This window comes from Aquibacillus sediminis (assembly GCF_005870085.1).
In the GTDB taxonomy this organism is placed as follows: Bacteria; Bacillota; Bacilli; order Bacillales; family Amphibacillaceae; genus Aquibacillus_E; species Aquibacillus_E sediminis.
Genome location: NZ_SZNM01000003.1, coordinates 312,551 through 334,748, shown reverse-complemented (window position 1 = coordinate 334,748; position 22,198 = coordinate 312,551). Strand labels below are relative to the sequence as shown.

At 36.4% G+C, this 22,198-nt stretch carries 27 protein-coding genes and 2 rRNA genes; 11 read left to right on the top strand and 18 right to left on the bottom strand.

Annotated features, from left to right (window positions below; translation table 11 throughout):
* Both FCI53_RS05230 and rrf read left to right on the top strand, forming a co-directional pair.
* Positions 1-125: ribosomal RNA gene (locus tag FCI53_RS05230) — 23S ribosomal RNA — on the top strand; the annotation flags it as partial.
* 140 nt (positions 126-265) lie between these two features.
* Positions 266-381, top strand: a 5S ribosomal RNA gene (rrf, locus tag FCI53_RS05225).
* 285 nt (positions 382-666) lie between these two features.
* Here rrf and FCI53_RS05220 read toward each other — a convergent pair.
* From FCI53_RS05220 to FCI53_RS05190, 7 genes are all read right to left on the bottom strand, one after another.
* Positions 667-885, bottom strand: a complete 219-nt coding sequence (locus FCI53_RS05220; RefSeq protein WP_138416523.1) for a spore germination protein — start codon at positions 883-885, stop codon at positions 667-669.
* A 27-nt stretch (positions 886-912) separates the two neighbouring features.
* A complete protein-coding gene (locus FCI53_RS05215; RefSeq protein ID WP_138416521.1) occupies positions 913-1,131 on the bottom strand; it encodes a spore germination protein in 219 nt (72 codons plus the stop codon).
* A 42-nt stretch (positions 1,132-1,173) separates the two neighbouring features.
* Positions 1,174-1,563, bottom strand: a complete 390-nt coding sequence (locus FCI53_RS05210) for a spore germination protein GerPE (protein ID WP_138416519.1) — start codon at positions 1,561-1,563, stop codon at positions 1,174-1,176.
* Positions 1,535-1,759 (bottom strand): spore gernimation protein GerPD, encoded by a 225-nt coding sequence (locus tag FCI53_RS05205; protein WP_138416517.1) that lies wholly within the window; start codon positions 1,757-1,759, stop codon positions 1,535-1,537. The genes FCI53_RS05210 and FCI53_RS05205 overlap by 29 nt, the downstream gene beginning before the upstream one ends.
* The gene (gene gerPC / locus FCI53_RS05200; protein WP_138416515.1) at positions 1,756-2,370 is read right to left on the bottom strand and encodes a spore germination protein GerPC; all 615 of its coding nucleotides are present in this window, start codon (positions 2,368-2,370) and stop codon (positions 1,756-1,758) included. Before gerPC ends, FCI53_RS05205 begins: the two co-directional genes overlap by 4 nt.
* Positions 2,371-2,434: 64 nt before the next feature.
* Positions 2,435-2,650 carry a spore germination protein GerPB gene (locus FCI53_RS05195; protein WP_138416513.1) on the bottom strand — a complete coding sequence of 72 codons (216 nt, stop codon included), beginning with the start codon at positions 2,648-2,650 and terminating at the stop codon, positions 2,435-2,437.
* Positions 2,651-2,662: 12 nt separating this feature from the next.
* Positions 2,663-2,881 carry a spore germination protein gene (locus FCI53_RS05190; protein WP_138416511.1) on the bottom strand — a complete coding sequence of 73 codons (219 nt, stop codon included), beginning with the start codon at positions 2,879-2,881 and terminating at the stop codon, positions 2,663-2,665.
* A gap of 125 nt (positions 2,882-3,006) precedes the next feature.
* Here FCI53_RS05190 and FCI53_RS05185 point away from each other — a divergent pair, with 125 nt between their 5' ends.
* Genes FCI53_RS05185 through FCI53_RS05175 form a run of 3 tightly spaced genes read left to right on the top strand, consistent with a single transcriptional unit; the run spans position 3,007 to position 5,899 of the window.
* On the top strand, positions 3,007-4,200 hold the full coding sequence (locus FCI53_RS05185; RefSeq protein ID WP_138416509.1) for a DUF418 domain-containing protein: 1,194 nt from the start codon (positions 3,007-3,009) through the stop codon (positions 4,198-4,200).
* Positions 4,197-5,402 (top strand): DUF2157 domain-containing protein, encoded by a 1,206-nt coding sequence (locus FCI53_RS05180; protein ID WP_171038067.1) that lies wholly within the window; start codon positions 4,197-4,199, stop codon positions 5,400-5,402. The genes FCI53_RS05185 and FCI53_RS05180 overlap by 4 nt, the downstream gene beginning before the upstream one ends.
* Positions 5,402-5,899 (top strand): GDYXXLXY domain-containing protein, encoded by a 498-nt coding sequence (locus FCI53_RS05175; RefSeq protein ID WP_138416505.1) that lies wholly within the window; start codon positions 5,402-5,404, stop codon positions 5,897-5,899. The genes FCI53_RS05180 and FCI53_RS05175 overlap by 1 nt, the downstream gene beginning before the upstream one ends.
* A 485-nt stretch (positions 5,900-6,384) precedes the next feature.
* On the opposite strand, the gene FCI53_RS05170 is transcribed toward FCI53_RS05175, so the two are convergent.
* A complete protein-coding gene (locus tag FCI53_RS05170) occupies positions 6,385-7,578 on the bottom strand; it encodes an ornithine--oxo-acid transaminase (RefSeq protein ID WP_138416503.1) in 1,194 nt (397 codons plus the stop codon).
* Between the two features lie 161 nt (positions 7,579-7,739).
* On the opposite strand from FCI53_RS05170, the gene FCI53_RS05165 reads away from it, so the two are divergent.
* The 3 genes from FCI53_RS05165 to FCI53_RS05155 all read left to right on the top strand — a co-directional run bounded on the left by FCI53_RS05165 (position 7,740) and on the right by FCI53_RS05155 (position 12,044).
* Entirely contained in the window at positions 7,740-8,108 is a 369-nt protein-coding gene (locus FCI53_RS05165; protein WP_138416501.1) for a YisL family protein, read from the top strand.
* A 290-nt stretch (positions 8,109-8,398) separates the two neighbouring features.
* Complete coding sequence (gene asnB, locus FCI53_RS05160; protein ID WP_138416499.1) at positions 8,399-10,246, top strand: asparagine synthase (glutamine-hydrolyzing); 1,848 nt, start codon at positions 8,399-8,401, stop codon at positions 10,244-10,246.
* Positions 10,247-10,586: 340 nt separating this feature from the next.
* Positions 10,587-12,044, top strand: coding sequence for an alpha-amylase family glycosyl hydrolase (locus FCI53_RS05155; protein ID WP_138416497.1), 1,458 nt, complete (start codon positions 10,587-10,589; stop codon positions 12,042-12,044).
* Between the two features lie 51 nt (positions 12,045-12,095).
* On the opposite strand, the gene FCI53_RS05150 is transcribed toward FCI53_RS05155, so the two are convergent.
* From FCI53_RS05150 to FCI53_RS05140, 3 genes are all read right to left on the bottom strand, one after another.
* Positions 12,096-12,956, bottom strand: a complete 861-nt coding sequence (locus FCI53_RS05150) for an SDR family oxidoreductase (RefSeq protein WP_138416495.1) — start codon at positions 12,954-12,956, stop codon at positions 12,096-12,098.
* A 218-nt stretch (positions 12,957-13,174) separates the two neighbouring features.
* Positions 13,175-13,375, bottom strand: a complete 201-nt coding sequence (gene yppF / locus FCI53_RS05145; RefSeq protein ID WP_171038066.1) for a YppF family protein — start codon at positions 13,373-13,375, stop codon at positions 13,175-13,177.
* Between the two features lie 241 nt (positions 13,376-13,616).
* Positions 13,617-14,477 (bottom strand): DegV family protein, encoded by an 861-nt coding sequence (locus FCI53_RS05140; protein WP_138416491.1) that lies wholly within the window; start codon positions 14,475-14,477, stop codon positions 13,617-13,619.
* Positions 14,478-14,913: 436 nt separating this feature from the next.
* On the opposite strand from FCI53_RS05140, the gene FCI53_RS05135 reads away from it, so the two are divergent.
* Positions 14,914-15,759 (top strand): YitT family protein, encoded by an 846-nt coding sequence (locus FCI53_RS05135; protein WP_138416489.1) that lies wholly within the window; start codon positions 14,914-14,916, stop codon positions 15,757-15,759.
* A 71-nt stretch (positions 15,760-15,830) separates the two neighbouring features.
* On the opposite strand, the gene FCI53_RS05130 is transcribed toward FCI53_RS05135, so the two are convergent.
* From FCI53_RS05130 to FCI53_RS05110, 5 genes are all read right to left on the bottom strand, one after another.
* Positions 15,831-16,094 carry a NifU N-terminal domain-containing protein gene (locus tag FCI53_RS05130; protein ID WP_138416487.1) on the bottom strand — a complete coding sequence of 88 codons (264 nt, stop codon included), beginning with the start codon at positions 16,092-16,094 and terminating at the stop codon, positions 15,831-15,833.
* A 267-nt stretch (positions 16,095-16,361) separates the two neighbouring features.
* Complete coding sequence (locus tag FCI53_RS05125; protein WP_138416485.1) at positions 16,362-17,030, bottom strand: Ltp family lipoprotein; 669 nt, start codon at positions 17,028-17,030, stop codon at positions 16,362-16,364.
* Between the two features lie 149 nt (positions 17,031-17,179).
* Entirely contained in the window at positions 17,180-17,371 is a 192-nt protein-coding gene (locus FCI53_RS05120) for a DUF3813 family protein (protein WP_138416560.1), read from the bottom strand.
* A 43-nt stretch (positions 17,372-17,414) separates the two neighbouring features.
* Positions 17,415-17,528, bottom strand: a complete 114-nt coding sequence (locus FCI53_RS05115) for a competence protein (protein WP_138416483.1) — start codon at positions 17,526-17,528, stop codon at positions 17,415-17,417.
* Positions 17,529-17,706: 178 nt separating this feature from the next.
* Positions 17,707-18,531 (bottom strand): Cof-type HAD-IIB family hydrolase, encoded by an 825-nt coding sequence (locus tag FCI53_RS05110; RefSeq protein WP_138416481.1) that lies wholly within the window; start codon positions 18,529-18,531, stop codon positions 17,707-17,709.
* A gap of 139 nt (positions 18,532-18,670) precedes the next feature.
* On the opposite strand from FCI53_RS05110, the gene FCI53_RS05105 reads away from it, so the two are divergent.
* Entirely contained in the window at positions 18,671-19,435 is a 765-nt protein-coding gene (locus FCI53_RS05105; protein WP_138416479.1) for an alpha/beta fold hydrolase, read from the top strand.
* Between the two features lie 253 nt (positions 19,436-19,688).
* Positions 19,689-20,000 carry a metal-sulfur cluster assembly factor gene (locus FCI53_RS05100; RefSeq protein ID WP_138416477.1) on the top strand — a complete coding sequence of 104 codons (312 nt, stop codon included), beginning with the start codon at positions 19,689-19,691 and terminating at the stop codon, positions 19,998-20,000.
* 635 nt (positions 20,001-20,635) lie between these two features.
* Here the strand turns inward: FCI53_RS05100 and FCI53_RS05095 are convergent.
* Positions 20,636-20,935 (bottom strand): metal-sulfur cluster assembly factor, encoded by a 300-nt coding sequence (locus FCI53_RS05095; RefSeq protein ID WP_138416475.1) that lies wholly within the window; start codon positions 20,933-20,935, stop codon positions 20,636-20,638.
* 12 nt (positions 20,936-20,947) lie between these two features.
* On the bottom strand, positions 20,948-22,198 hold the full coding sequence (locus FCI53_RS05090) for a cbb3-type cytochrome c oxidase subunit I (protein ID WP_246050013.1): 1,251 nt from the start codon (positions 22,196-22,198) through the stop codon (positions 20,948-20,950).

Below are 22,198 nucleotides of genomic sequence, written 5' to 3'. Positions count from 1 at the left end.
AGATGAGACTTCCCATCATTTTAAATGAGTAAGATCCCTCAGAGACGATGAGGTTGATAGGTCCGAGGTGGAAGCGTGGTGACACGTGCAGCTGACGGATACTAATAGATCGAGGACTTAACTATATATAGAAAGCGGAGCTAGACTGTTTAAAAGTTTGATTGTCTTGAGTAATTCTTATCTAGTTTTGAAGGTGCAAAAAAAAACACTTGCATTTTATATGAAAAATGCATATAATATATTTTGTCCTTAATAAAAAATATGGTTTAGTGGCAATAGCGAAGAGGTCACACCTGTTCCCATGCCGAACACAGAAGTTAAGCTCTTCAGCGCCGATGGTAGTTGGGGCTTTGCCCCTGCGAGAGTAGGACGCCGCTAAGCAATAAAACCTTGAGATTATTATAATTTCAAGGTTTTTTTGTTGTAAATTAGAAAGGTCTAAAATGTTGGCAAGGAGGCTTATTTCGACGTAGTAAAAATTTGTAGGTGCTAAGTATACGTGCACCTTTGCTTAAAGGATTGCTAGTCAGCAGTTTTCTTTATTCCGATAATATTTAGGCATACATAATAGGTCCAATTCATGTTCCTGTTGTTGCATCGAATTTAATATAATAGGATATGAAATGAGTTTAGAGTATAGGATCTCTAAACTCATTTCTAATAGTATTACGCATTTCCTCCAACAATTTGATCTGCTGCATCTGGATCAATCGAGTTTGTTGCGTTGAACCCTCCGTTGGTGTTAATGAAGTCACCAGTGTTGAGAGCACCAGACCCAGCAGCAGTTTTATCAGCACTTTTCGGAGAAAGATAGAAACTATCTCCGTAATTTATTACCCCACCGCCAACACTATTAATTTTAATTGGTCCAACAATAGATGGCATTTCCAAACACCCTCTTTTATTTTTACTTTATGCATTGCCACTGACAACTTGATCTACTGCATCTGGATCAATTGCATTGGTAGCACTTGCGCCATTATTCGTATTAATAAAGTCACCAGTGTTGAAGGCACCAGATCCAGCAGCTGTTTTAGAGGCGCTCTTTGGAGATAAGTAAAAACTGTCTCCAAAGTTAATTACGCCTCCATCAACACTGTTTATTTTAATTGGCCCTACAATAGATGGCATGTTGAACACCTACTTTTTTAGAAGTTAATTCTCCTAGATATATTATATTTCATTCGTTTCATTTTGTTCCTCTTTTAAGATGCGAATGTGCTTTATCCTAGCCTCCGCATTAATAGTATTAAGGCTACCAATTTGAACGATAGAAGAACTAGACACACCCGTTACGTTAACTGCATTGACGTGTATATGTGGAGTATGATGAATTGTTTGTTGATTTAGCTGTTTTGTTTGTTCTAAAGACTGCAATTGACGATGAAAAAAATCGAAGTTAGAGAATTCAAATCCCTCGTCCGTTTCCACACCACCTTCTTTTTGAACAGCAATGGCCTTTGTTACTGGGGTGAACTCATGAACATCGCCAATGTCAAAAACAGAGCTGTAGGATAAGGAATTTATACGAATTTTATTTGTGTGTGCTGTTCGCTTCTTCATCGCTCATGTGCCCTCCATCAGTTGGTTGCCTTAGTGGTACAAGCGCACCAACAATGTATGATTCCGGTGGTGTATCGTAATAAGAAGACAACTTAATTTCTTCGTTATCTCCAATCAAAAAAATGGAGGAAGATGTAATACCCGTGATATCTACATTTCCAACATTTAATCCCCAATTATGCACGTGATAATTCATCCATTACTCTCCTTTTGAAAAAATTGCCGAAGGGAGCTCGTAATTTCCTTTTCAACTTGCTCATATATATATTTACCCAATTCATCTGGATTCGCTTGATTCCTATTTTGTTTGGCCTGGTCTTCATAAAATTTAACCCGCTTAGGTAATTGATTGCGAATATCAGCTAAAATCTTAGATTGATAAGTTGAATCAATTGGATAATTATATTCATGGGCTAGTTGCTGTAAAAGTTGTGGACCTTCCCCTGTTAAAAAGGAATCGAGCTGTGCAACTATTTGTTGTTTTAAAGGATCTTGTGCTTGGTTTCGTTGATTAAATTGAGAAGGCTGATATTGCATATGCTCAGATTGGTTTAATGCTAAATCTTCTACATTAGATGAAAAGTCATCAGGGGTTAGACCAATATGCAATGTACCATCTAATCTTTCAATTTTTAATTGATCAAAATGATATTCTAGCTTTTCAACAGTTGTTTGATTGCTAGGTGGTTGATGATTGTTTTCAAGGTTTATGATTCGTTGTTCTAAACTTTTTACTCTTTCGTCTTGTTGGCGAATATAGTTGTGAAGTTGCTGAATATATTCATACCAAGAATTTGATGGATTCATATGGAATACCTCCCTTAGGCGATGACCTATTACTAGCCTATGCACAAGGACGATTAATGTGATTTTACGCTGTAGTTGGGGGAGCAAGTGGAACTAATGGTTCATCTGAGATATCTTGTGGTTCTGCTTCTTCTGCAAATTCTTCATACTCCCCTGTATTATGAAGATCCGCATATGCTTGCAACTGCCCTGCACTTCCTATTTGAAGTACAGAGGAGTTTGTTACACTGTTTACTTTTAGCATATGAATATTAATTGATTGATGGACAGTTAAGTTCATATGAAAACACCTCTATATATCATGAACAATTTGATCAAACTGGTCTTTATCATAAACATTGGTATCATTTTTATCTAATTGAATTTTTATATCAGTACCAGTATTAAATGAACCACCACCTGCAAACGTCTTTGCTTCTGAATGGGGGCTCATAGCGTATACATCACCAATATTAAATATACTTGATGAAGCAATAGAAATGACTTTGACAGCTCCAACAGCAGCAGGCATAGTGATACCTCCTTTTGTCCATAGTTTATGTTGTGTTATAGGTTCCTGTTCATGATTTGTTGGTGTATGTAGACGATATCGATTAAACTGTTAGAGAGGGATACAGGTAGGAAAGGAGTACATTTATGGAAAAAGTAGATTCTCCGTTATTGAAAGACAAGCGGCTAAGGTGGATTGATGCTTCACGTGGATTTGCAATACTAGGAATCCTTATGGTGAATTTGCCTGCATTTAATGGACCATTTTTCTTATACGGTGGTGGTGAAAACTACTGGTCTAGTTCCGTAGATCCCTTGATCAGAAGTTTGATTGATATATTTTTTCAAGCTAGCTTTTATACATTATTTTCTTTTTTGTTTGGTTTTGGGATTCAAATCATTGTGGAAAAATTAACTCAGAAACAGCTAGAGGTTGGGAAAACTATCTTCCGTAGATTATTCATTTTAATCGGTTTTGGATTGATTCATGCTTTTGTTATTTGGCATGGAGATATATTATTGTCGTATGGCATCATAGGGTTACTATTATTGGCCTTTTTTAAACGAAAAAACATTACCTTGCTTGGTTGGGCCTTTGGGTTGTTACTTATTCCAACTGTTCTTTATACATTTTTATTATATCTAGTACGAGATCAACTTGATTTTGTGAATGATGTGGCAATACAAGCAGCTTTTCAAAACTATGGGAATGGTTCGCTTGTGGAAATTTGGCAGCAAAATTATTATGATTGGTCGTACGGTGGTGTAATCTATAACTACTTTTTCTTAATCATTGGTTTATTACCACTGTTTTTGCTAGGAATGGTAACAGCAAGGAAAAGGTGGTTACATCATGTACAAAAGTATAGAGCCTTTTTAAACAAGGTATGGTGGGTCACGTTAAGTTTATTCTTATTTGTAAAGGTCGGTCCACATATGATAGGAAATCCTTCGTGGATGTCTAGTTTTCAAGACAATATTGGTGGAACAGCATCGGCATTGTTTTATATTGTTTCCATCACATTAGCTTACCAAAACAGTACGTTTAAAAGGTTTTTAAAACCGTTGGAAAAGGTAGGGCGAATGTCACTAACCAATTATATTTTGCAATCCATTATTTGTTTTTTGCTTTTTTATTCAGTTGGTTTTGGTCTATATGGAAAAGTAAGTCCTTTAGCAAGTATAGGGTTAGTGATGATCATTTTTACTGTTCAAATTTTATTTAGTCACAAGTGGTTAAAGCATTTTCGGTTTGGTCCGTTAGAAGGCTTGTGGAGAAGTTTAACCTATCAACAGAAATTACCTTTAAAACGGAATCAAAGAAGGGAGGAAGAATTGTGAACTCGTCTTCCATTAAGAATGAGGCTAGAAAGTGGAAAGAAAAGGGGATTATTTCGGAAGAACAACGACAACAAATTGTTGCTCTTTATCAAGAAAAGGATCATAACTTTCTATTATTAAGTTTTGCTGGACTTTTTGTAGGGTTAGGTTTTTTAACATTTATTGCATCTAATTGGTCGGTGATTCCTGATTTAGGTAGAATGGCGATTATTCTTTTGTTTATGCTTGTCTTTTACGTGACTGGGGACATCATTTATCGAAAAAAATCTCATGCTGTAGGGATTACATTCATTGTAATGGGATTGTTTGTTTTTGGTGCAGGTATTTTTCTTACTGGTCAAATGTATAACTATATGTCTTTTCAGGCAACACCATTTTTTATATGGTCTATAGTCGGCTTGTTATTATTTGTTATTTACCAGCATGTTGCTTTATATATTGTAGCAATAACAATCACCACGGTTGGTCAATTGTATAGTGCGTTTGTTTATCAAGAATTTCACTTGCTACTATTTCTTGTACTTTTGTTGGGCTTTGGTCATTATACGTATCATCAAGCAAGAAATCTGTATGGTACGTTAGCTGCCGTTAGTTTTATTATACAAACGATGGTGCTCGTGTTTGTTGGCGAGCAATCTTACTACTGGCTAATCGTTTATTTTCTACTTTTATATGTGCTTGGTGATGTGGCAGATAGGAAGAGGTTGACACAACCATTAACTGGCATCAGCCTACTGGCTATCTTTCTATTTACGGTAATTCAAGTGTTCATCCTAAGCTCTTCTTATATAAAGGAGCAGTTATCATTTAGTTGGAGTTTCTTTGGTTGTTGGTTAGTACTATTTATAATCAGTTCCTCAGTAAAATATTGGAAAAATAAAAAAATGCAGTATGTTGATCTTGTTTTATTTTTACCAATCGTTTATTTGCCGTTTGCGGACATGGTGTATATGCTTAGTTTATTTTTATTTTCACTTGGGTATTTACTGATTGGTTATAAGGAAGAAAATCAAGCCATGATCACGGTTGGCACGATTACATTTTTAATAAGTACCCTGATTGCCTATGTCCATCTTGCTTGGGACTTTCTTGATAAATCATTATTTTTCTTTGTTGGTGGTATCCTGCTCTTTCTGTTAAGTTTTCTTTTAGAACGGAAACGTCGGTTAGTAAAGAAGGAAGCTAAAGGGGGCGAGAAGTAATGAAACGGATTGGTTTTTATGTACTTGTTGCTATCCAGGTATTATTTCTCGTTGGAATGGCAATTGCTTATTACGTCATAGATGATGTTGGAGAGACTATTAAATTACAAACATTGCCTGTTGATCCGCAAGACTTGTTTTATGGTGATTATGTAACATTACGTTATCAAATTGAAGAAATACCTGATGAAAAATGGCTTGGGGACACAGACGATACAGATGGTCGAATCCATGTTATTGTCGAACAAGCGGATGATGGCTTTCACCAAGTTGTGAAAGCATCGAATCAAAAGTTACAAGCATCTGAAAATCAAGCTAAGTTGACTGCAGCTTATCGTTATTATGATGCTCACAGTCAAACCCACCATGTGAATTATGGAATTAATCGCTATTATATCGAAGACAATACTGGGGCTCAATACGAGCAAAGTGGTGAAATGGAAGTGACAGTAGCTGTAGCTCCATGGGGGCACAAGAAAATTGAAGAGTTAAAATAATGCCAGGGGAACCTTCCTTTGGTTATTATTTTAGGTTTTTTGTATATTAATGTCATAGTCGAGAGAAACTCCGACGTAACTAGAACCAAGAACTTCACGGGATAATCGAATGAGCAACCACCTAGGAAAGGGAAGCGGTTCCTGGTTCCGTTAAAGGCTCAAAAAGTAGCCATAATGAGGACGAATCGGTCTCTGATTCCGCTAATGATCCAAAATCAAGTAAAAAAGCCCCCGAATTGAGCAAATAGCGGAATGAGAATCCGCTTTACCGTCCGAAAAGGCTAAATAATGTAGAATAACGGAATGAGGAACCACCTCGCAACTTCACCTGGGTCCTTATTCCATTAATAGCGCCGGGTTCCAAGAGTATTGCCAAAGTTACGTCGGATTCTCTATATAATGTGACAATAATCTAGAGGAATCAATGATTATTATTGTATCTGTAACAAGATAATAAATCTGTAATCTTTATTGCATATCGTACTCTACTCAAATACCTCTTTCATTTTATTAATTGCCCAATCAATTTCTTCTTTTTCAATCGTGAGAGGTGGTGTGAAGTCTATGACATTAGGTTGGGTACAATGACAAAGGATACCTTTTTCTATTAGTTTTTCACAATAGGGTCGTGCTGCTTCAGTAAGTTCGATACCAATTAATAATCCTTTTCCTCTAACCTCTTTTATTACTTTGGTGTCTAACCTTTTTAACTGTTCAAGCAAATAGTCTCCTAGTGTAAGCGAGCGCTCTGCAAGTTTTTCTTCTTCAATTACTTCAATGGAAGCAAGCGATACAGCACAGGCAAGGGGATTCCCTCCAAATGTTGAGCCGTGGGAGCCAGGATTAAAAACACCAAGAATATCCTTATTGGCCACCACACAGGAAATAGGTAATACACCACCACCTAATGCTTTACCTAGTAAATACAGATCAGGGGTAACGTCCTCCCATTCGCATGCAAACATTTTTCCTGTTCTACCAAGGCCTGTTTGGATTTCATCAGCCATAAAAAGGACATTATTTTGTTTACATACGTCGGCAGCTTGTTTAAGAAAATCTTCAGGTGGCAGAACAACACCAGCATCTGATTGAATGGGTTCAATAATAAATCCAGCTGTATTCTCTGTGATCGCCTCTGTTAATGCATCGAGGTCACCGTAAGGGATGATTTTCATACCTGGTACCATTGGTCCGAAGCCGCGTTTATATTCTGACTCTGATGATAAAGATACTGCTGTCATTGTTCCACCATGGAAGTTACCACTACAAGCGATGATTTCAGCCTTATCTTGTTCGACTCCTTTCACATCATAGGCCCATCTTCGTGCAGCCTTTATTGCTGTCTCCACTGCTTCAGAACCAGTATTCATTGGCAACGCCATCTCTTTGTTTGTCATTTTACATATCTTCTCATACCAGGTTCCAAGCTGATCATTATGAAATGTTCTTGTTGTTAATGTTACACGTTCTGCTTGATGTTTTAATGCTTGCATGATTTTTGGATGTCGGTGCCCCTGGTTAATAGTACAATAGGCACTAAACATATCCATATATCTATTTCCTTCAGGATCTTCTACCCATATTCCGTCAGCTTGTGAAATGACAATGGGGAGTGAATGATAATTTTTTGCCCCATACTCTTGGGTTTGATCAATAATTTCTTGACTTGTTTGTACCATCGAAACCCTCCGTTCGTTAACTTTTAAAGGGACAACTACATAAGTTAATTAATCACCTTTATATGTCTTTTTCACTATTCTAAGCGATATCAAACATATTAATATGAAATGAGTGACCAAAAATGATATGATAAATTTGATTAAGTATGAGGAGGTAAACAATGACACACTTACATATCACATCATGGGTATTAGCACTAATTTTGTTTTTCGTTGCTCGGAGCTTTTACAAAAAAGGAAATGAAAAAGCTGGAAAAATTTCACACATGATTCTTCGTTTGGTTTACTTATTAATTTTGTATTCAGGTGGAGATTTGTTAGCGGAGTATTTCAGTACAGGCTATCAGTTAGGTGAAGTAATTTTCAAAAGTTTAGCTGGTTTATGGTTAATTGCTGCAGTGGAAATGATTTTAATCAAAACTTCTAAAGGAAAACCTACGAAAAGCTTTTGGATTCAGCTAGTGATCGCGTTTATTTTTGTACTAGTCTTAGGTTTTGGACGATTACCAATGGGACTAAAGCTATTTTAAATTGTAATAAATTCTAAGAAGGCGCCTTTATGGTGTCTTTTTTTGTGCTCTTTTTTCGTCTATTCAAGTAAAATACCTTTCAAGTGTGCTCGCTGTTAGAGTAATCATGCACATTAGGTATGATATTGAAGCTAGATTTACATGGTTACTTTATTAACGTCTATGTCCTAGGTGAACAAACTTCTAGATGTGTCATTTCGAACAGAGAATTTAAAAAATCAGTAACAAACTAGGCACATTCATCATACTATTGTAAAGTGGCGTATACAGTAAGAAAGGATGTTGATCAAATGTGTGGAATTACTGGTTGGGTAGATTTTCAACGCGATTTATCCAATGAAATAGACAATGTAAGAAAAATGGCAAATGCAATTCAACATCGTGGTCCTGATGAACATAATGAGTGGATCTCCTCTGATGTGGCATTTGGACACCAGCGCCTGATTGTTGTCGATCCAGATGGTGGAAAACAGCCAATGGAATGTGAAAAAGACAGGTCCAATTATATTCTTGTCTATAATGGCGAGCTATACAATACAGAAGATATAAGAAAAGAACTACTTGATAACGATTGGACTTTTGCTTCCCACTCAGATACGGAAGTGTTACTTAAAAGCTATATCGAATGGGGAGAGACTTGTGTAGATAAATTGAATGGGATTTTTGCTTTTGCCATTTGGGATCCAAACAAACAGCAATTGTTTATGGCCCGCGACCGTCTTGGCGTAAAACCATTATTTTATACTGAAAAAGATGGTGGGATTATATTTGGTTCTGAGTTAAAAGCATTAATAGCTCATGATGAAATTGACCCCATTCTCGATCAAGAGGGGTTAAGTGAAGTTTTAGCATTAGGTCCATCAAGAACACCTGGTCATGGGGTGTTTAAAGGAATACATGAATTGCGGGCAGCGCATATCGGAATTTTCGATCAAAATGGATTTCGCACCAAGCGCTACTGGAATGTAACGAGTACAGCCCATACAGATGATGTGGAAGAAACGGCCGATACGATTCGTTATCTATTTACTGATGCGGTGGAACGTCAATTAATTTCGGATGTTCCATTAGGTACTTTTCTATCTGGTGGGGTAGACTCGAGTGCGATTACGGCGGTTGCATCTAACTATTTAAAACGCCATGATAAAGGAAAGTTAAGTACTTTTTCCATTGATTATGAAGGCAATGATAAGTACTTTGAAAAGAGTTCATTCCAACCGAATAGTGATAGTGACTTTATTGACTATATGGTCGACGCACATGATACAGAGCACTATAATTTTGTGATTGATAATAAAAAGTTAGCCGATCTTTTAAAAGAAGCGGTCGAACTTCGAGATTTACCTGGTATGGCGGATGTTGATTCGTCTTTATTATGGCTATGTCGCAGAACGAAAGACGAGGTAACCGTTGCCCTATCTGGGGAGTGTGCAGATGAAATATTTGGTGGTTACCCATGGTTTTATCGGGAAGATGATTTGAAGCGTGAAGGGTTCCCATGGATTCGCTCATCTGAGGTACGGAGGTCCTTGCTAACCGATGAATGGAAACAAAAGTTAGACCTTCATGAATATATGCTCAAGCGTTACCAAGAAACAATTGATGAAACACCAGAGTTTGAAGGAGATTCTGAGTTGGAAAGCCAGCGTAGAAAAATGTTTTATTTAAATATGCATTGGTTTATGCCAACACTTTTAGATCGAAAAGACCGAATGAGCATGGGAGCTAGTTTTGAAGCCCGTGTACCATTTAGTGACCATCGATTAGTTGAATATGTTTGGAATATTCCATGGGAGATGAAGACGTACAAAGGAAGGGAGAAGGGAATTTTACGAAAAGCTTTAGAAGGGTTATTGCCTGATGAAATTCTTTATCGTAAAAAAAGTCCATATCCTAAAACGCACAATCCAGTTTATAAAGATGCAGTGATTGAGTGGATGAACGAGATTCTAGAAGATCCAAATGCACGCTTATTTGAAATTTTTGATAAGGAAGCAGTTCGCAACCTTGTTGAAAGTGAAGGAAAAGAAATCGATGCACCATGGTTCGGACAATTAATGACAGGTCCGCAATTACTTGCACACTTAGCACAAATGGATCACTGGTTACGGACGTATGACATTAAAATTGAAGCATGATAGAATTAGGACGATAGGTAGCTAGGATGCACATCATAACGGTGTTGCATCCTATTTTAATATTTACTGTCCTGAAATAGAGAGCAGAGCAAGATTTCGGTACAGAAAACATAGTTACTGTCCCAAAACAGAGAGCAGAGCAAGATTTTGGTACAGAAAACAGGATTACTGTCTCGAAATAGAGTGCTGAGCAGAATTTCAGTACAGAAACAAACATTTTTTGCTTTCAAACAGAGACGGGACAAGAATACGGTACAATAAAAAAGAGAAAAAATTGACATAAGGCCTATGCGTAGTAGAAACTTAAGTTAAGTTAGCAAAAAATGGGGGATTTTAGTTTATGAGAAAAATCAGTATCGTTTTAATTAGTTTTATTCTTTTATTTACATCTGGTCACTCACTCATTGCACAAAGTAGTGAGAATGCACGAGAGGAAATTGTCTATTACATAATGATTGACCGTTTTGTGAATGGATCTGCTGACAATGATTATGACGTAAATGTGGAGGATGAGAATGCGTACCATGGAGGAGATATCCAAGGGATCATAAGTAAATTAAATTATATAAAAGAACGAGGGTTTACCACCATTAATCTCAGTCCATTTATGAGCAATGAAGCGGATGGATATCACGGTTTCTTAATTGATGATTATCGAACAATGGAAAATCATTTTGGAACAATAGAAGATGTACAAGCATTGGTAGAAAAAGCACATGAAATGGATCTAAAAGTAATCACTGATTTTGTTGTAACCCATGTCAGTCCTGAACATTCGTGGGTGACAGAACAGGAAAATTGGATCGCAGGTGAAACTTCAAACAGGTGGGGAGAGCAGTTACCAGTACCTAATCTAGAAAATGAAAATGTTCGTCAGTATTTACTAGAAACTGCTATTGACTGGATGGAAAAAACTGGGATTGATGGCTATCGTTTACATGTGAATCATGATACACCAACCGATTTTATTGATCAATTTTCTGAGCAAATTCAATCACAAAAACCTAACAGTTATCTCATGGTAGATGGGAATGATCATGGTGCACCAGTTTCTGAAGGAATTATAACGCTTGATGATCGATTATATGAACAAATGACAGAAGTGTTAAGTAGTGCAGGCCATTCACTAGAACCATTATTCGAACAGTGGCAAACTTCCACAGACCAAATGAAGGGGATTTATATTGACGACCATCAAACCCCTCGTTTTACTAGAGAAGCGGTTAACCAAGAGGGGAACCCTATAACAAGATGGAAGCTTGCATTAACATTTATGTATATGACACCAGGAACACCAATTGTTTATCAAGGTTCGGAAATTCCTATGGATAATGGTACATCAACACCAGATCATCGCATGGCACAATTAAATAGTGGAGATGACGATTTAAAACAATACTATGAAAAACTCGCAACGATACGAGAGCAACTCCCTGTTATAACAGAAGGCGAGTTACAGTATATCGATAGCAATGGTGCCATGTCCTTATTTAAACTATCGAATGATGATGAAATGGTCTATGTTGCGATTAACAATGATGAAGAAACCAAAACGATCACAACAAAAGATATCGAAACTGGAATGCAATTAAATGGTTTATTACAGGATAATATCGTACGCGCACATGAAGATGGAGAATTTCATATCGCACTCGACCGAGAGACAGCAGAAATCTTCACTGTCTCAGGAGATACTGGGTTAAATTGGTGGTTTATTTCTTTTGTTGTAATTGTTTTAGGGGGATTTGTGGTAGGAGTTAATTATTTAAGTATAAAAAATAAACGGAAAGAACAATAGGTAGTAAAAAACGAGATTCTAACATTACGGAATCTCGTTTTTTTTATGTTACTAACCATTTACAATAGATCCACCATTGACATGAAGGGTTTGCCCCGTAACATAGCTAGAGTCGTTACATGCTAAATATACATAGGTTGGTGCCAATTCATATGTTTGTCCAGGGCGTCCCATGGGCGAGGTGGAACCAAATTCTGCTACTTTCGTTTCATCAAAGCTTGCAGGAATTAGTGGGGTCCAAATAGGTCCAGGTGCGACGGCATTGACTCGAATACCCTTTTTAATAAGTGATTGTGATAATGACCTTGTAAACGAAGTTATCGCTCCTTTTGTACTGGAGTAATCAATTAACGTTTCGTTTCCTTTATATGCGGTAATGGAAGAAGTGTTAATAATGGAACTTCCTGTTTGCATATGTGGAATCACTGCTTTTGACATATAAAAGAAAGAGAATATATTGATTTGAAAGGTTTTCTCTAATTGTTCGTTTGTAATGTTTAAAAAATCAGTTTGCGGATATTGAACAGCAGCGTTGTTAACTAAGATATCAATTCGACCGAATTCGCTGGCAATGGACTGTACAGTTGATTCGCAGAAATCGGCATCACCAATATCTCCACTAATAAGTTTACAGGAGCGACCTTCCTTTTCAACTAATTGCTTGGTTTCGTTAGCATCTTGGTGTTCGTCAAAATAAATAATCACAATGTCAGCACCTTCTTTAGCAAAGTAAAGACTGACTGCACGCCCTATTCCACTATCACCACCAGTAATAATCGCTACCTTGTCTTTTAATTTTCCACTCCCTTGATAACTTGGGTCTTCAAATTTTGGTAATGGATTCATTTTATATTCATATCCAGGTTGTCGATTTTGATGTTGTTCAGGAAGTATTTTCTTTTTATTTGCCATGCTCGTCCTCCTATGATTACTAAAGTAATTCTATATTAGTCATAACCAATTTTTTATCACTCATGTAACTGAAGTAACACTCCAACTTCAATCTACGGGGTAAAACGATAGAAGGTAAATGGGGGGGACCTGCGAACAATCAGTGGGGATGAGAGAGAACCAAACAGATTAAGCGGCTCACTTTATCAGACAAAAAAACTGATCACTTGGTTAAGTGATCAGTCAAATTGATAGGCTTCCAATTCATGACAAGAGGTAGCCCCTTCATTGTGTAAGGTTTCCATTAATTGCCGATAATTCCCGATGTCGATTTCCCCAAGCACGTATTTTCGTTTACAAAAATCTAAAACCTCATTCATAGAACCGGGCTCATGATGACGCTCTCTACGGTATAAAGACATTAACTCTTGTAACTCCATCGACTTCCCCCTAATCATTAGTTAGTGAATAATTCCATGATTATGCCACTCTATTTCGAAGTCTATTAATAAAATGATATGGAAAACAAAGTTAATTTATGTTTAAAATGAGATACAATCTTCTATGGTGTACGTTATTCATTATAAATGAAAGCGCTTCATTAGTAAAAGGTTAATTTTTACTTTTTTAATGATGAGAAAAAAGTATTAGATAGAAAAAGGTAGATCTAATACTAAACTCCTATTTATGCGGACTGTTTAAGAAAAAGAGAGCAATCGTCCCAGGTCCTGCGTGGGCACCAATCGCTGAACCGACCATTTCAATATGAATGTGCTCTGCACCGACGGTTTCTTTAATCAAATCTGCTAATTGATGTGCGACTTGTTCGTTATCCCCATGGCTAATACCAATGGTTTGATTTTTAAAATCTTGTCCACGTTCCTCCATAATTGTAACCATTCGTTTTAAAACCTTTTTGGCTCCACGTATCTTTTCCAACGGAACTAGTTTACCGTCTTCGACATGAAGAAGTGGCTTGATTTTTAACAAAGTCCCTACAAATGCTGCTGTTTTACTAACTCGTCCACCACGATATAAGTATTCTAAATCATCCACTGTAAAAATATGTTCCATATGTTCGGCATGATAAGAACTAATATCCACTATTTCTTGTAGGCTAGACCCTTGTTGTGCTAATTGTGCAGCACGAAGGACAACTAATCCATAGCCGAGTGAAGCACCTTTCGTATCAATGATTTGTAAATCCCAATCAGGGTACTGGTCTTCTAGCTCTTGCTTAGCGATAACAGCGGATTGATAGGTACCAGATAATTCGGATGAAAAAGCTAAATAAAGGCACGGTTGATTTTTTTTAGCATAAGTCTCAAATACTTGTTTAAAAGTTTGTGGGGAAGGTTGCGATGTTTTTGGTGCTTTTCCCTCACGCATTGCTTGATAAACGGTATTAGCAGAAATTGTTTTACCGTCTTGATAGTTGTTATCGTCTAATTGTACATTTAATGACACCATTTCAATATGATAATCATCAAAAAAAGTTTGTGATAGATCAGAAGCTGAATCAGCGATTATTTGAACTGCCAACCTCTAACACCTCCATTTGATATGTAATAATACTGTGAATAATACGCATGGTTATAAAACATAAGTGAATAATAACTATAAATATAAATCCATTAGCAAATAGTATTGTTTAACTTATAGTTTAATCTTAGCAACTCGATTAGTCAAAATTTATCACGATGCACTGTCTATATATGCACATTCAAAACATAGTGGAAATGGCGAGGTTTAAGTAGGAATAAACGGGCACTTTCATCCAGGTTGGTTCAGGCTAATATTTGAGTGGACAAAGAGCAAAAAATTCCAACTGATTAAAGTTTGTTTTAATCATAGTAATTGTTTTGTCGTGTTAAGTTTTTAATTGGTGGTTTACTTTGAATAGGATTATCATGTAGGATTGTTGGGTATGAAATAAAAAGAGTGTTGATACATATATTGGGGTTTGGAGGTAGGTTATATGTTTCTTATGGAAACAAAACGGATTCTCATCGTTTTAGTTGGTGCATTATTGAATGCAATTGCTCTTAACTTATTTTTAATTGGAGCTAATGTTTATGCTAGTGGTTTTACAGGGATTGCACAGTTAATCTCGACTATATTTAGTGACTTTTTTAATATTGATTTTATTAGTACGGGGATTCTTTTATTTATACTAAATATTCCAGTAGCTATTTTAGGTTGGTTTAAAGTTGGGAAAGGTTTTACAATATATAGTTTCTTATCTGTTTTATTCACGACTGTGATTTTAGAAATTTTACCAATTTATAATTTATCAGATGATATTATGTTGAATGCTGTCTTTGGCGGTGTAATTGCTGGTGTTGGTATCGGAATTACGCTAAAGTGGGGGGCATCTACTGGTGGTTCTGATATTATTGCGATGGTTTTATCAAGAATAAAAGATAAGCCGATCGGTAGTTATTTAATGTTAATTAATGGATTTATTATTGTATTTGCAGGTCTTATAAACGAACCAGAAAATGCGTTATATACATTACTAACGTTATATGTCACCACACGTGTGATTGATACGATTCATACACGTCATGAGAAATTAACCGCGATGATTGTAACGAAAAAAGCGGATGAAATGCAAAAAGAGATTCACAATACAATGGTAAGAGGTATTACTATATTGCCTGCAAAAGGTGCTTATACTAAAGTGGACAAAAATATGTTGATGCTTGTTATTACAAGATATGAATTGTATGATCTAGAACGAATTATTGGTGAAGTAGATCCAGAGGCATTTACTAATATTGTACAAACAACAGGTGTATTTGGATTTTTTAGGAGAGAATAGTGAAACTGTAATGAATTGTAAATCCAATAAAAAAAGGTTGTCTATTTGACAACCTTTTTTATGTATATGCTTTAATACCCGTAACCGCTAATGATTTGTTCAACTTTAGGTGTTAGTGTTTCCCATTCTGCATCGAACTTTTTATTGACGGTGATGAAATTTTGAAAACCAAATACATTATCAACTTCTTCAATTTCCATCAAATCATTTAAGATCTTATGCTCGCTTGTTTGACCAGGCATAACAGAAACACTGTCATTACCTTCGAAAATCAAGGAATCAGTTGTAAATTTCATTGCGTTTGGGTTTGGTGTAGTTTCAGCACGAACACTCATATTTTTTCCTCCTAAATGATAATTCTTATCAAAACTAATGATAGCAGAAAATAGGGGAATTAAAAAGTGATATAAATTATCAATTATTAACCATTAGGATGTAACTTTATGAACATTTTCATTATATTTCCTGGGGAATATAGGTGAAATATGTCGTCTTTTAAGCAAGTAATATGAGTCCTCAGTAATTGTCAAAGTATTAGACATAAGGTACTTTGTGGAGAGCATTACGCACTCCACATTTATTTCAAAAGTGATACATATATCTTACAATCCAATCTGATCAACCGCGTAAGTTGCTTGCTCATTGGTATACCCATCAAATTTTAATTGATCAATTAATCCACTTCTGGAAAATGACATTGTGTCAAGATACTGTTCTCCACTTTTTACAGCTTGCTCTTTCCAATCGACTTCAATATTATCGACAGCAAACTCCGCATCTTCTTGACTGTAGCCATCGAATTTCAGTTGATCAATTAATCCACTTCTGGAAAATGACATTGTATTAAGATACTGTTCTCCACTTTTAATGGCTTGCTCTTTCCAATCGACTTCAATATTATCGACAGCAAACTCCGCATCTTCTTGGCTATATCCATCGAATTTCAATTGATCAATTAATCCCTCTCTTGAAAAGGCCATCGTATTAATATATTGTTCAGATGCTCTTATCGCATTTTTCTGGGAAAGCGTTAATTCAGGTTCTTCTTCTTTGGGCTCTTCTTCCTTAGGTACTTCTGCTTTGGGTTCTTCTTCTTCATTAGGTTCTTCTCGCTTCTCTTCTTTCTTCATTTCTTCTTGCTCTGTTTTTGGTTCAGTTTGTGTATCATTCGTCGATGTATCTTCTTCTTCACCTGCAAATATTCCAATAATAATACCAATCACGACTATTGCACCGATTGTTGTTAAACAACCTTTAAAAAATTTCCTCATTTGTAAATCCCCCTAACTATAATTTGAAGTCGAATCTTTTTGAACTACGAAAGAGTCACCTAAAAACAGGTGGTATCATTGGATATATATCCCTCAACAGAAAAGAGAGGAGCTAGTCCACGATTAGGACCGGCCCCTCAGTTTGCGTGTTATTGAATTTCGTTTTGCTGACGCAACTGCTGTTCAAGCTGTTGCAACTCTTGTTGTTCTTCTGGGGTAGCATTAGTATATGCAGATTGAATTGCATTTTGTGCTGCCTGTTTATCTTGTTGGCTGATGTTTTGACCATTTGTGATTTGTTGGACAGCGTTTTTAGCTTGTTGGAATAAATTGTTAGCCATGTTTGCCATCGTTAAAACCTCCTACAGTTTCATTGTCAGCTAGTTATTTTTCAGTCGCTTCTGATAATCGTTGTCTGTAAGGAAATCGCTCATCGTGTTTTTTGATGGTATCTGCACCTTGTTGAGTAAAACGTTTTGATTTACTTTTTTTACTCATGATTTATTCCTCCCAGTAATGAACAACTTTAAAAGCGAAAGAAGCATGAACGCTTTAACCGCGTTCATGCTTAGTATGAACTGTTCCTTATGATTCATAAGAAGAAATATTTGCTAGAGTGTAAAAGGCAATATATGGTATTTGTCCAGTTTTGGGTTAACTTGCAAACAGGTTTTATTTACGCATCTATTTTTAAATAGTTCTGTAAAAAAGTGCCGACACCGTTGTCTTGATTGTTTGTTGTCGTATGTTTGGCTAATGCTTTAAGTTCATCAATAGCATTGCCCATTGCAACACCAACTCCAGCATAATCAATCATCTCTAAGTCATTATCTTCATCGCCAAATGCGATGATACGATCTTGAGGAATGTGATAGTAGTGAGCAATCCTATGTAAGCCAACTGCTTTGTTCATGCCTTTTCGAACAATTTCAATCACATTCCAAGGTGCTGCCCACTTGCGATGTTCAATCATCTCAGCGTGTTGATCATCTAAATGGTTTCTGATTGATTCAACATGATGATCGCGAGGATAAATCAACAAGGAAGTTGGATCTGTTTTTAATTCATTTTTTAAACTTCCAATCGTTATTGGATCTTCTTCTTTACCAGTAAATAATATTTCCATGAATTTTTCGTCATATTGGTCCAAAAAGATATCATCTTGCACTTCTGCCATAATATTTCTTACTTCGTGATCGTAACAAGTTTGAATAATTCTTTTAGCTGTACGAATGGGTAGTGGACTATGAAGCATGTCCCACTTTTTATCAGTTGGGTGATGAATCAAGGCACCATTAAAATTAACCATCGGTGTATCAAGTCCTAGTTCATGATAATAATCTATACTTGCACGATGAGGTCTTCCAGTGGCGATTACTACAATATGACCAAGCTCTTTTGCTTTCATGACAACTCGTTTCGTGTATGTACTGATCACTTTGTTATCTGTTAGCAATGTACCATCTAAATCTAATGCAATTAAATGTTGTTTTGTTCTCATTTTATCACCTCTTATAGTAAGTATAGTTTATCGATCAAAGTCTATTCTGTAAAGGAACGATTCGATTGAAATGATTGCAAGTATAATTTGGAAAATATAAGATATAAGTAGATGCTTGTAGAAAGAAGGGAACCGTAAAATGATAGGTGTTAGCAAAGAACGATGGAATGATATACCTGTATTAGAAGTTGTTGAAGATATCAAAAAACATGAAGCATTGCCTGTTCTTACCTATTTCCATGGTTTTACTAGTGCAAAAGAACACAATCTTCCACTCGCCTATTTGTTAGCGGCAAAAGGATATCGAGTAGTCTTACCTGATAGCAAATTTCATGGCGAGCGACAAGGTGAAACAACGGATGAAGAAAGACAGCTACAATTTTTTAATATTGTAGCACAAAATTTAAAGGATTTGGCCATGATTTACGAGTATATGCTTGAGCATGATTTAATCAAGGATAGTCGCTTTGGAATTGCAGGAACAAGCATGGGTGGGATCACGACTGCAGCTGCTTTGACAAAATACCCATGGATTAGAGCTGCAGCAATACTGATGGGTTCACCTAAGATTACTGCATATGCTCAAGATTTGGTAGAGCATATGCGTCAAGTAAATGGAAAGCTTCCGCTTACAGATGACGAGATTGAATCGATCTATCAGTCCCTTACAGAAGTGGATTTATCAAAACAAATGGTGAAGCTAAATCAGCGTCCATTATTTTTTTGGCATGGAGAGAATGATTCTGTAGTCCCTTTCACCCATGCTTATAGTTTTTATCAAGACGCAATTGACTATTATGAAAACCCGGAAAACATTCGATTTTTGCGTGAACCAGGGCGAGACCATAAAGTGAGTCGGATTGCAATATTGGAAACAGTGAATTGGTTTGAAATACAATTATAGTGGTGTTCAAGAAGAAGTTTGAATCTAATCTAGCTGGTTAGGAAGTGAGTTTGTGCTGTTCGGTACATGAGGAACAAAAAGTAAGCTATCCTATATAAGTGAAGCTTGAATAAGCGAAACGGTTACTGTCAGTTACTTGCAGGGGAAGCAACAGTGTTTTTTTGAACATCCTCTTAAAAGTGATTTAGATCATTTAATTTTTTTAACATTTATGTTTAAATAATAATAAGAATGATGAAGGAGGTTGAAAGGCATGGATGAAGCGTTACAAGAAAACCTAATGGGTGCTTTGGAGAATGTTATTGATCCTGAGCTTGGTATAGATATTGTAAATCTTGGATTGATTTACGGTGTGGATTTAAATGATGATGGAATCGCAACTGTAACCATGACACTGACTGCAATGGGGTGTCCATTAGCAGGTCATATTGAGCAAGATGTGAAACGTGTGATGGAAGACATTCCAGAAGTAAAAGACACAGAAGTAAATATTGTATGGAATCCACCATGGTCGAAAGATCGCATGTCACGTTATGCGAAAATTGCACTAGGTATTCCAGATTGATCAATTGATTTCCCTCTGCAATTAAGCTGAGGGATTTTTTATTTTGATCTCCATCGTAAAAATTGTTAATTAACAAAACAAGATCCTGTGCTTTTTCATTAGATCCTGCGTAATTAAGGCATTTTCATACATGATCCTGTGCTTTTCCACTAGATCCTGCGTAATTAAGGCATTTTCATACATGATCCAGCGCTTTTTTCACTAGATCCTGCGTAATTAAGGCATTTTCATACATGATCCTGTGCTTTTTCACTAGATCCTGCGTAATTAAGGCATTTTCATACATGATCCAGCGCTTTTTTCACTAGGTCCTGCGTAATTAAGGCATTTTCATACATGATCCTGTGCTTTTCCACTAGATCCTGCGTAATTAAGACTTTTTCATACGATCCTGTGCTTTTTCACTAGATCCTGCGTATTTACGACTTTTTCACGTATTATCCAGCGTTTTTCTCCTTTGATTCCGTGTATTTTGGAAAATGACTGTACCTCAGTAGTTAACTTAGCTAATGATTTGTTGCACATAATAGCTTATGCGCAAGAACACAGTGGGGAAAGTATAGCTGTAGGAGCGGAAAAATGAGTAACCAAACAAAAATATCTGCCGCAAAGGCGACAGATACGTGTTTATCCTATTAAAACATCAACAATTCTTTTGCTTCACGGCTCATCTTTTCTGGTGTCCAAGCTGGTTGCCAGACGAGTTCCACATCAATTTTTCCAACACCTTCGACACGTCCCACCATATGCTCCACACCGCCAACAATGCTATCGTGTAGTGGACATCCAGGTGTCGTAAGGGTCATCGTGATGTGTACGTCGTTTACTTCATTTACATCAATGTTATAAACAAGTCCTAAATCGACGATATTAATACCTAGTTCAGGGTCAATTACCTCATATAGAGCTCCATTTACATCTTCTACTAAACTCATGTTCTCATCTCCTTATTTAAATAGTACGCGTACAATCGAATACATGTAATAAAGTGATGCGATTAACATCACCCCTTGGAAAAGAGCTACAAAAAAGTGGAATTGTGCAAGGCCAGCTAATGTTAAACCTATCACCGCAACTGTAAAAGTGATAAATAAGATAATCCCAATTTGATCATCAATCATGTCTTTTAACATTGGCACCTTTTTCTTCCCTACTTGACTGGAGTATTTATGTGTCCACCAAAGAAAGGGAACGATTTTATATAAGTATCCTAAAATACTGAACATCACCCAACTGACGATATATAAGAAAATTAGCCAACTCCACACGGTTTGATTGTCAATTGAGAAAATACGTAACAGTACGGCAACGAGATGGATCATCCAACCATAACCAATTGCAATCATGGAGAATGTAAAGGGACGATCTAACTTCTTTTTAATTCGCTTTTTCAAAATTTCTATTATATCTAAACCGAAAAAGGTAAAACCAATCCACAATAACAACCAGCCAATTGTTTGAATGCTGGACTGTTGAATGAAAAAAGAAATAATTAATGCTATCAAGCCGATGGTGTAGGTGAAAAATGCAGGTTTCGCCCATTTCATCGAAAATCCATGTGATAAGCTAAACATCGGGACCATCTTGTAGGAAAAACCAAAAATCAATAATGTAAACCAACCTGCTACACCTAATAGCATGTGGGAATGGAAAATTGCTGTATAATTAAAACTAGATCCAAATGCCATGGTCCATACTAATAATAAACCAGCAACAATTGTTACTAGAAAACAAACCAACCCCGTGCCAACAAACCATGTCATTGGTGTTGTTTGCTGCTGTTGCTTCAACGTCATACCCATTTGAAACAGAAATAAGCCAATTCCTATTATGACTAGGATTGCACCATAGACAGCGTGACTCGTTTTAAAACCTAGTAATAAGGAAAAAACGATGATACCAGTGGAAGTAATTGTGAATTGGATGAATCCTAATTTTTCACTCCAAATCTTCGTTAAAAATGCAACAGGGACGAGTTGGTACATCGCCCCCATAATTACCATTACAATCCAACCAAGTAATAAGAAATGTGCACCCATCCAAATTTCAGGTAAACGAAAGATTCCATTGGTTAGGGAGTCACTATTAATAAAAAGAATCCATTGGGCAGTAACAAATGCACCTAATCCAAATAAAATAAACGCTAACGGCAGCTTAATCGTCGTTTCTGTTTTTGTGGATGCACCAGGGGATATCAA